Annotated in this window: 6 protein-coding genes; 4 read left to right on the top strand and 2 right to left on the bottom strand. The window is 69.9% G+C overall.

Going from position 1 to position 8,383, the window contains the following annotated elements; genetic code table 11:
• From F4036_05485 to F4036_05475, 3 genes are all read left to right on the top strand, one after another.
• On the top strand, window positions 1–2,889 hold a 2,889-nt coding region (locus F4036_05485; GenBank protein ID MYK37193.1), incomplete at its 5' end, for a glycosyltransferase.
• An 11-nt stretch (window positions 2,890–2,900) separates the two neighbouring features.
• Entirely contained in the window at window positions 2,901–3,905 is a 1,005-nt protein-coding gene (locus tag F4036_05480; protein ID MYK37192.1) for a hypothetical protein, read from the top strand.
• Window positions 3,906–3,944: 39 nt separating this feature from the next.
• Entirely contained in the window at window positions 3,945–4,988 is a 1,044-nt protein-coding gene (locus F4036_05475; protein ID MYK37191.1) for a glycosyltransferase family 77 protein, read from the top strand.
• 83 nt (window positions 4,989–5,071) lie between these two features.
• Here F4036_05475 and F4036_05470 read toward each other — a convergent pair whose 3' ends face one another.
• Window positions 5,072–6,292 carry a hypothetical protein gene (locus F4036_05470; GenBank protein MYK37190.1) on the bottom strand — a complete coding sequence of 407 codons (1,221 nt, stop codon included), beginning with the start codon at window positions 6,290–6,292 and terminating at the stop codon, window positions 5,072–5,074.
• Between F4036_05470 and F4036_05465 the strand changes: the two genes are divergently transcribed.
• Window positions 6,291–7,220, top strand: a complete 930-nt coding sequence (locus tag F4036_05465; protein ID MYK37189.1) for a sulfotransferase domain-containing protein — start codon at window positions 6,291–6,293, stop codon at window positions 7,218–7,220. The two genes, F4036_05470 and F4036_05465, sit on opposite strands and share 2 nt — an antisense overlap.
• A gap of 45 nt (window positions 7,221–7,265) precedes the next feature.
• Here F4036_05465 and F4036_05460 read toward each other — a convergent pair whose 3' ends face one another.
• Window positions 7,266–7,943 (bottom strand): hypothetical protein, encoded by a 678-nt coding sequence (locus tag F4036_05460; protein MYK37188.1) that lies wholly within the window; start codon window positions 7,941–7,943, stop codon window positions 7,266–7,268.
• Window positions 7,944–8,383: the final 440 nt, after the last annotated feature.

The raw sequence follows: 8,383 nt of genomic DNA, 5'->3' as shown, positions 1-8,383 counted from the left end.
GCCGAATTCGAACCCGCCCGCCCCGTCAGCGTCATCATTCCCACCTACCGGGCGCCCGCCGCGCTCGCCCTCACGCTGGCCGGGATCGAACGCCAGGATTGGCCGGGCGAGCTGCTCGAGGTCGTGGTCGTCGACGACGGCTCCGACCCGCCGGTAACGGCGCCCGCCACGTCGCTGGATCTGCGCGTCGCGCGCCAGCCCCGCCGGGGGTTCGGGCTCGCGCGCGCCCGCAACACGGGCGCGAAGGCCGCCTCGAACGACATCCTCGTGTTTCTGGACGGCGACGTCATCGCCGAATCCGGACTGATCCGCGCGCACGCGCGCTGGCACCACGCCGTCGGAGACGCACTCACGCAGGGATTCTGCGCCTATGTGTCCCCCGAGGGCCTTCGTCCGGAAGCCGTGCGCGGCCATCGCGGCGCGCTTGGGACGCTGTTCGACGGCAAGGCGTCCGATCCGCCGTGGATCGAGCGACACATGGCCCGCACGGACGATTTCACCTCCCGGCACACTGACCTTTTCCGGGCCGTCACCGGCAACAACTTCGCGATCTCCCGCGCGCTGTTCGAGGAGGCGGGCGCGTTCGACGAGTCCTTCACCCGCTACGGCGGGGAGGACACCGAGTTCGCCTACCGTGTGCAAAACGCCGGCGGACTGCTGATCCCGGTGCGCGAGGCCTTCGCCTGGCACCAGGGGCGCTGGCGCGACGGGAGGCAGGCCAAGCGCCGCGACAGGGAAGGGCAGGCGGGGAAGCTGGCCGACCTCATCGCCGAGCCGGGCTTCCGGCCGGCCGGCGCCACCCGCCGCTACGCGGTGCCGCGCCTCGTCGTCACGCTCGTGGCCGGAACGGCACCTTACCAGCGCATTTCCGACAGCGTACAAGCGCTGCTGGCCAACCCCGGCGGCGACCTGGCCGTGTGCATCGACCTGGCCCCGGGCCGAGACGCCGACCGGAACCGGCTGCGCCGGCGGTACAGGCACGAACCGCGCCTGTCTGTGGCTACAGGCGCCTCGGCGCTCGACGTGTTCCCTGCATCGCCCCTGCACGCGGTCCTGCCCGCAGCCGCCACCGTCGCTCCCGAGGCGCTGGCCCGGCTCGAATCAGCCCTGGGCGATGCCGTCACTGCCAGCGCGGGCCTCGACGGCAGCGGTCAGCGGATCACGATCACCCGCACCTGGGCGCTGCGCCGCGCTCGCCGTAGCGGCGGCCAGGCGGCCGACTTCGGCGATACCCGCGTCTTGCCGGCCCGCGTGCTTCGCCCCGTCCGCCGCCGGGTGACCGCGCCCACGACCGCCGCCCGCGGTCGCCCAGCGGGCCCGCGGTCCGCTGCCGCCCAAGGCGCGCGCGCTGTCCTGTCGCGCGTTGCGGCCGAAGCGCGCCATGTCCGGGGGCTCCGTACCGCGTGGCGGTTCCTGCGGTGGCTTGCCGTGGGCGTACGGTGGCGGGTGCGCCAGGGTTTTGAGAGGTCCGCTTCCCCCGCGCACGTCGTGCCCCCTGGCCGCAGCAAATCACGCACGGCCGCCACCCCCGATCCACCGCTCGGCATCGATCTGGCCGTCCTCGGGCCCCGTTCCCGCGCCGTGTTCGCGGCATCGACCCGTGTCCGGCACGAGGCGCGAACACGGCGTCCTGACGCCGTCCTTGCCGACACGGCGGCTGCGGCCGCCGGGGTGCGCGCACCGCGCGCGCTGCTCAGCCGGGCGCCCGCGCTCGCGGTCCCGGCCTTCGACCCCGCGCTTAACAATCCGGTCGGCTGGGTGCGCCACGTGGAGAACCGCGCGGTCTCGCTCGGGCCGCACGCCCGTCTGCCGACCGGCGCGTGCGCGCGCCGGTCCGTCGCGCCCGGCGACCGCCGGGCGTTGCTGCACGCGCATCGCCTGGAAGACACGGCCGCATACCACGCCGGCGCCATCGCGCGGGCGGGAACGCTTGCGCGCATCGCCGCCCTCGGGCTGCCGGTGCGCCTTGCCGACGCCCACCGGGCGATGGAGCCGCTGCTGGGCGAATCGCTGTTCCGGCTCTTGACCGCCGACAGTCGCAATGCGGGCGTCGCGGAGCGTGAGGCGCTCAGCATCGCCCAGCGGCGCGAGGCGTTGCGCGGCCACTCCGTTGCCGCACGCGCCCGCCAGGTATGCGAGGCGGCGGGCGCCCGGCCGCCGCCGTTGCCGCTCGTGTCCGTCCTGCTCGCCACGCGGCGGCCGCCGTGTCTCGCCCACGCCGTTGCAAACGTTGCCCGCCAGACCTGGCCGAACCTCGAGCTCGTGCTCGCGCTGCACGGAACGGGGTTCGCGGCCGAATCCGTGAACGCGGCGCTGGCGCCGTTTGCGCGCCCGGTGCAGGTCCTGCGCCTGGACAGCGAATACACGCTGGGCGCGGTGCTCGCCCGGGCGAGCGCGGCCGCCTCCGGCCCCCTGCTGGCCAAGATGGATGACGACGACCTCTACGGCTCTGAGCATCTCTGGGACCTGGTGCTCGCGCGCGAGTACTCCGGCGCCGCGCTCGTTGGCAAGTTCCCCGCCACGGTCTATCTGGCCCACGCCGAGTGCACCGTGCGCGTACGCGAGGTTCCGCCCGAGGTCTGGTCCGGTTCCATCACGGGTGGCACGATGCTCATTGCCCGCACCGACCTGCAACGCGCCGGGGGCTGGCGCGACGTGCCCCGGCACGTCGACGCGGCGCTCGCGGAAGACGTGCACGCTTGCGGCGGGGGCGTCTATCGCACCCACGACGCGGATTACCTGCTCGTGCGCCACGGACGCAGCCAAACCTGGCGCCGCGACGACGGCGAGTTTCTTGCTGCTGCGCAAGCCGTATATCGTGGCTGGCGCCCCGAACTCGCCGGCCTTGCCGGTTCCCCGCCGCCCATGGTGCGCCCGGCCATCGGCTGAGGAGACCGCCCGTGCTGCCCAGAACGTCGCTGTGCCTGAACATTCCCAAGACCGGCACCACCTACACCGCGCGGTTCTTCGCCGCTGCGGACTGGCTGCACTTGCAGCATGCCTGCCGGTTGCGCAGCCTGTACGTGCCGAACCGTGCCGCCGTCGAGTTCATGAACACGTTCAAACGCCTGGGCTTTCGATACGGCAGCCTCAATCCCGCGCTACGCCGCCACGCCGGCTACAGCATCTTGCCCGCCCGCCTTCGGGTCTACCCCAGACTCTGCGCACTGCGCGGCGTGAAGGACTGGTACTGCTCGCAGTACCTCCACTACACGCGCAAGTTGAAGCCTCCGCAACTCAGCCGCGCCATCGCTTTCCTGGTCCACGGCCGGGAGGTGGCGCTCGACCCCCGCCTTCGAACGATCCTGCTCCATCACAAGGCCGAGTTCCTGGAACGGTTCCGCACCGAACGCGCTGGCCCGGAGTCCATCGAGAACATCTCGGTACCTTTCTTCATCTGGTTCACCCACACCGTCAGAGGTCCGTTCAAACTATTGCGCTGGTTCGGGATCGACACCTGGCCGAGAGGCATCGGCTACCTCACCTTCTGGGCAATCACGTTGCTCTTCGAGGATCCTGCGCGGGTATTGAATCAGCCGGAAGGTGCGATCCGGGAGTACTTCGCCAGCGGCCGGTTCCGCCGCGACCTGCGCGCGGACCTCTACCTTCGTTTCGACGCGCTTACGGACGAGCTGTGCGCCGTCATGGCGGGGGAACTCCGCTACCACCCCGCCATCCTCGATTTCCTCGTCGAGCACGTCGGCCGGCGGAACGTTTCCCCCGTGGATCTCAAGCTCCGGATCGCCGCGGCGCTCCAGGCCGATGGCCTGATAGGGCGCATTCGTCGCCGCGAGCGAATCTACGAGCGCTACCTGCTGCCTTTCGCCGGCGCCACCATCGCAAACGACCCCGCCGCCCGGCGTCCGCTCCCGGCCGCCCGCCGCTCCGACGCACCGGCACGCTGACATCCACTCGCCTCGCCCGTTTCCAGACGCACCTGAAGCATGTCATCGAGCCGCTCCACAATTGCAACGGCGTTCGGGGCCGGCGAGGAAGGTCCGGCCACCGTGGTCTTCGCGACCCTGCGCTACCACATCCTTGTTCGGCGCTGGATCGAACTCGCGAACCGCGCCTGCTGCCGCCACTTTCGCATCGTGTGCATGGATCGGGAGCTCGCCCGGCTCCTGCGCCGCGAAGTGGGCGCACAACGCGCGCCGTATTTTTATGATTTTCTTCCTCACCTGCCCCGGTTCACCGACGAACCGCCTGACCGGCCGCACGACACGGACCGCGCACGGCGGTGGCGCAAACACCGCCAGCGCATGCAGGTGCTCATGCCCTTGCGCTTGAAGTTTCTTCGCTTCTTAGTCGAAAACGGCTGCGACTTCATCCACAGCGACGCCGACGCCTTCTGGCTCGACGACCCGCGACCGTGGCTCATCCGCCAAGGAGCGGACTTCGACCTGCTGGCTTCGCAGGGCACCTCCCTGCCGCGCGCCCACTACCTCGCGCACCGCTTCGTGCTGTGCGCGGGGTTTTTCTACTGCCGCGCCAACGACCGCACGCGGGACCTGTTTGCGCGGGCTGACGCGCTGATCCAGGCCAGCCCCGCCGTTTCCCACGACACGGCAGGCGCCGAAATGGACGACCAGACCGCGCTCAACCTCGCGCTGCTCGAGGACCCCCGCCGGCGCTGGCGCATCGAAGACCCCGCCTTCGCCTTGCGGTACCGGTGGCAGTGGCGGTCCGTTCCCGCGAGCCGGGCCGGCAAAACGCTGCTGGCCGGCCTGTTGGCAAGTCGCGTTTCGGCCGCTGCCCTCGACCGCGCCCTCGGTTTCGCCCGTTCGGCGCTCATCCTCACCAGCGAACGCATCATCGACGGCCGGTTCTCCAACGGGCTGCGCGTCGGTGTCATTCCCATGCGCCTCGTGGATCGCATTGCCGCCGCCCGGGCCGGCCGGCCGCTGGTGTCGCACGTGAAGGCGCACAAGGCGCTGGTACCCAATGATCCGCACGCCATCGGCGACGCCGCGCCTCCGGTGCGGTGAAGCACGGCGCCCGCTCCCTCGCATTGAACGTCGTTCATGGGGCGGCCCGCTTTGCACCTTTTGGGTGTCCCGGACGCGGCCCGTCAGTGCATCGGGTGCGGCCGCCGCGATTTCGCGCGGTGCCACCACCGCGGCCGGTACAGGCTCATCCGCGTCGCGGCGACCCGCAGCGCTCCCACCGCGGCAGCCGTCCAAAACGATTGGGGGAGCGACCTCGATCGGTCCCGCGCCCGTTCCAGGTTCGCCCCTGTCTGCGCGAGCACGTAGCGGTTCACCCGCCGGCGCTCTGCGGACCGGAAGTCGTTCCATCCCGCGCTGCACGGCTCCCGCGGCCCGATCTCACGAAACAGCACGTCTCCCGCATCCACACCGTAAACCGTTGCAAGATCCGAATTGACCTGCGCGAACTGCCCGGTCAGCTCCTGCGCCTGTGTGGCGCTCAACGGTGCGAACGGCACGTCTCCTTCCAGAAGCGGCGCCAGCCCGACCAGCCGGCCCAACAGGCGCTTTCGCAGTCCCAATCCATAACCCTTTTCCATCAGCGCCGCCCCGGCCCGGCGCAGTGCTTCCAGTTCCTTCGCGCCCGGGCGGCGGTTCTCATGCGCGTGACGCCATTCCGCGGCGTTACTGCCGGGGACCCCCAGCCACGCGAAGAAATGCGCCACCAGCGCCCCCCCGGATCCGGACAGGTCCACCGCATGCACCGACAACCGCTCTCCGAAAGCCTCGCGCCATGGCCCGAGCGCGCGGCCGTAGTCGAGCACCCCGCTGCGGAGCGCTCCGCCGAGCCAGGTCTCGAACCGCTCGGCCAGGAATCCCCTCTTCACCAGCTGCGAGTACAGCGACTCCGCGTATTGCCACAGCGGCCGCACGTAGGCGATGAGGCGCACATCGAGATCAAGGTCCGCGGCGAGCCCCGCGAGCCGCGCGGCGCTGTCGCGCCCGGGCGTCGGGGTAAAGACGCCGCCGGCGGTGAACAGTTCCGCCGAAACCAGCAGCGATGGCGACGAGGACGCATCGAGTTCCCCGGCCAGCGCCTGCCAGAGGTCCCGGCGGGGGTTCGCCAGTGACCTGCGCGACAGTTGACGCACCAGAGCGTTGTGGCAACAACGCCCGGCTCGGCACCCGGTCCGCGCGATGCCGATACCCTTGCTCGCGAGCTCTCCGCGCAACGCGTACGCCAGCACCTGAATCGTGGTGGATCCGGTCTTCGGCAGGCCGATATGAACGAACAGGCGGCGTTTCGTTGCCACGGGCTTGCCTTCGCGGATTCCGTACCGGCGCGATTGTAGCGCACGGCTCATGAAAGGGGACTCCAATCGCAAACGCCCGGCCGTTCCAGAGCATGCGCCGCGTCCGCCAGCGCAGGAGCCCCGACGGGACTCCGGCACACCGCAGCAGGCCGGCGCGGTGATTCCCGGCCGCGGTTCGCGCCGGTGGCTTCGCCGCATCGGCATCGGGCTGTGGCGGCGCGTCACGGCCCCGGCGCGCCTTCGCCCCTCGTTCCTGATCATCGGTGCGCAGAAGAGTGGCACCACGGCGCTGTTCGGCCTGCTGGCGGCGCATCCACTCGTACTGCGTCCCCTGCGCAATGAGGTCCACTATTTCGACGACTTCCACGACCGCGGCCGGCGTTGGTACCGCTCGCACTTTCCGTTGAACCGCGGCGGTTCCCACATCACGGGCGAGGCCTCGCCGAGCTACATGATCCACCCGCTGGCGCCGCGGCGAGCGGCCGCTCTCGACCCTCGGATGAAGCTCATCGCCATTTTGCGCGACCCCGTCGAGAGGGCTTTGTCCCACCACGCCATGTCGACCCGGAAAGGGCGCGAATGGCTCCCCTTCGAAGCCGCGGTAGACGCCGAAGCCGAGCGCCTGTCCAGCATCGGGGAGGCGGTTCCCGACGGTCCGCGCTACAAGTACCACAGCGTGCGGGTGCACTCCTACCTGAAGCGCGGGCGCTACGCCGAGCAACTTCAGGCCTGGCTGAAGCACTTTCCGCGCGGAAACCTCCTGATGCTGCGCACCGAGGACTTCTGGGCGGACGGCAACCGGACCGCGAACCGGGTCTACGACTTTCTCGGGTTGCCGCCACACCGCTTGCCGGTGGGTAAGTTCACCGGCCAGCGCAGATACTCGATTGACCCGGCGCTCAGGAAGCGCCTTGAGCGGTTATTCGCCGGCGACCAGGCCAGACTGAAGGGACTGTTCGACTACGAGCGAATGCGATAGCTGGACTGCATCACGGCCCGCTGGAGCCCGGCCTGCACCCCCCGATCAAGACACCGCCGCCAGGTACGCCTCCCGGTCGATCTTGCCCCAGGCGTACAGGCGCGCCAGCGCCTCGTAGTCGCGGCTGAAGAATCGCATGAGGTTTGCGCGGGCCCGAGCCGAGAGTTTCCCGGTGCCCATGCCGGAATTGTCATTTATACGGTGTTGGTTGCAAATCCCGAACACCCGCTCGATATCCGCATCAAGCGTCTCCTGCATCAGCACCGCTTCGATCTGTTCCGGGCGGCAGCGCGCAAGCAGCCTTGTCAGGTAATAGCCGATGTCCTCGCGGATGTGGTGGATCCTGCGCGCATCGCGGATGCTCGCGCCGCGCGGATTGCCATCGTCATCGTAGAGCGCCTCGCCGAGCTTGCCGAGGCTGCCGTAGCGCACCAGCACCTCGCGTTCTCCCGAAAAGCGGTAGGGCTGCCTCCGCTCGGACACGGCAAGCCGGTAGCGCCAGTTGAAGGCCGAAACGGCCCGGGAGAGGGGGTTCCGGGCGACCACGACATAGTTGAGGTTCCGCCTGTAAACCGGCCGGCGCACATGGAAGACGCGCAGCGTGTCGGCTATGCCGGCCTCGTGCAGGGCCGCCCGCACCGACGCCCCACCGCACTTGCCGATGTGGATCAGCGCCCGATGGCGCGGGCGTGCGTCACGCAGGCCTTGCCGCAACCGGATCATCGACACAACGACGGTCAGAGCCGGCCGCCTGCGGCCGGTGCGCAGGATTGCGGTTTGACGCAGCCCGGCGGGACGGAACCGGCGAGTGCAACGCCGACGCAGGCGCGTCCCTTGCGGGCCCGGCGGCAGACGCCAGCCCCGATTTTCGGATCCGCAACTCGGATGATCTTTTAACCCGCATTGCATCCTCCTCAAGGCGAAGCACGAGTTGCGCATCAATATAGTGGACGGCGTGCGGAATTCAAACCCTGGCCGTATCCGAAGGATTTCGGGGATGCACGGTGGGCAAGTTTTCCGGGGGAGTGTTCGTTGCCGCAGCCGCCCGGGGCCTGGCTTGCCTTCGCGGAACGTCGCACCGTCCGCCCCGATTCGAGCGCCGGCTCGCGGGACGCGTTGCACAAGGACTTCGCGAGCCAGCGGGATGGCCCGGTTCCGACCGC

It is taken from the genome of Gammaproteobacteria bacterium (assembly GCA_009845905.1).
Taxonomy (GTDB): Bacteria; Pseudomonadota; Gammaproteobacteria; order Steroidobacterales; family Foliamicaceae; genus Foliamicus.
Note: the sequence above shows the minus strand (reverse complement) of the source record. Positions and strands in the feature narration are given on the sequence as shown.

Excerpts from the sequence above, each read along its gene's own strand:
- F4036_05475 (MYK37191.1), top strand. The coding sequence starts at position 3,945 with ATGTCATCGAGCCGCTCCACAATTGCAACGGCGTTCGGGGCCGGCGAG.
- F4036_05465 (MYK37189.1), top strand. The coding sequence starts at position 6,291 with ATGAAAGGGGACTCCAATCGCAAACGCCCGGCCGTTCCAGAGCATGCG.
- F4036_05460 (MYK37188.1), bottom strand. The coding sequence starts at position 7,943 with ATGATCCGGTTGCGGCAAGGCCTGCGTGACGCACGCCCGCGCCATCGG.
- F4036_05470 (MYK37190.1), bottom strand. The coding sequence starts at position 6,292 with ATGAGCCGTGCGCTACAATCGCGCCGGTACGGAATCCGCGAAGGCAAG.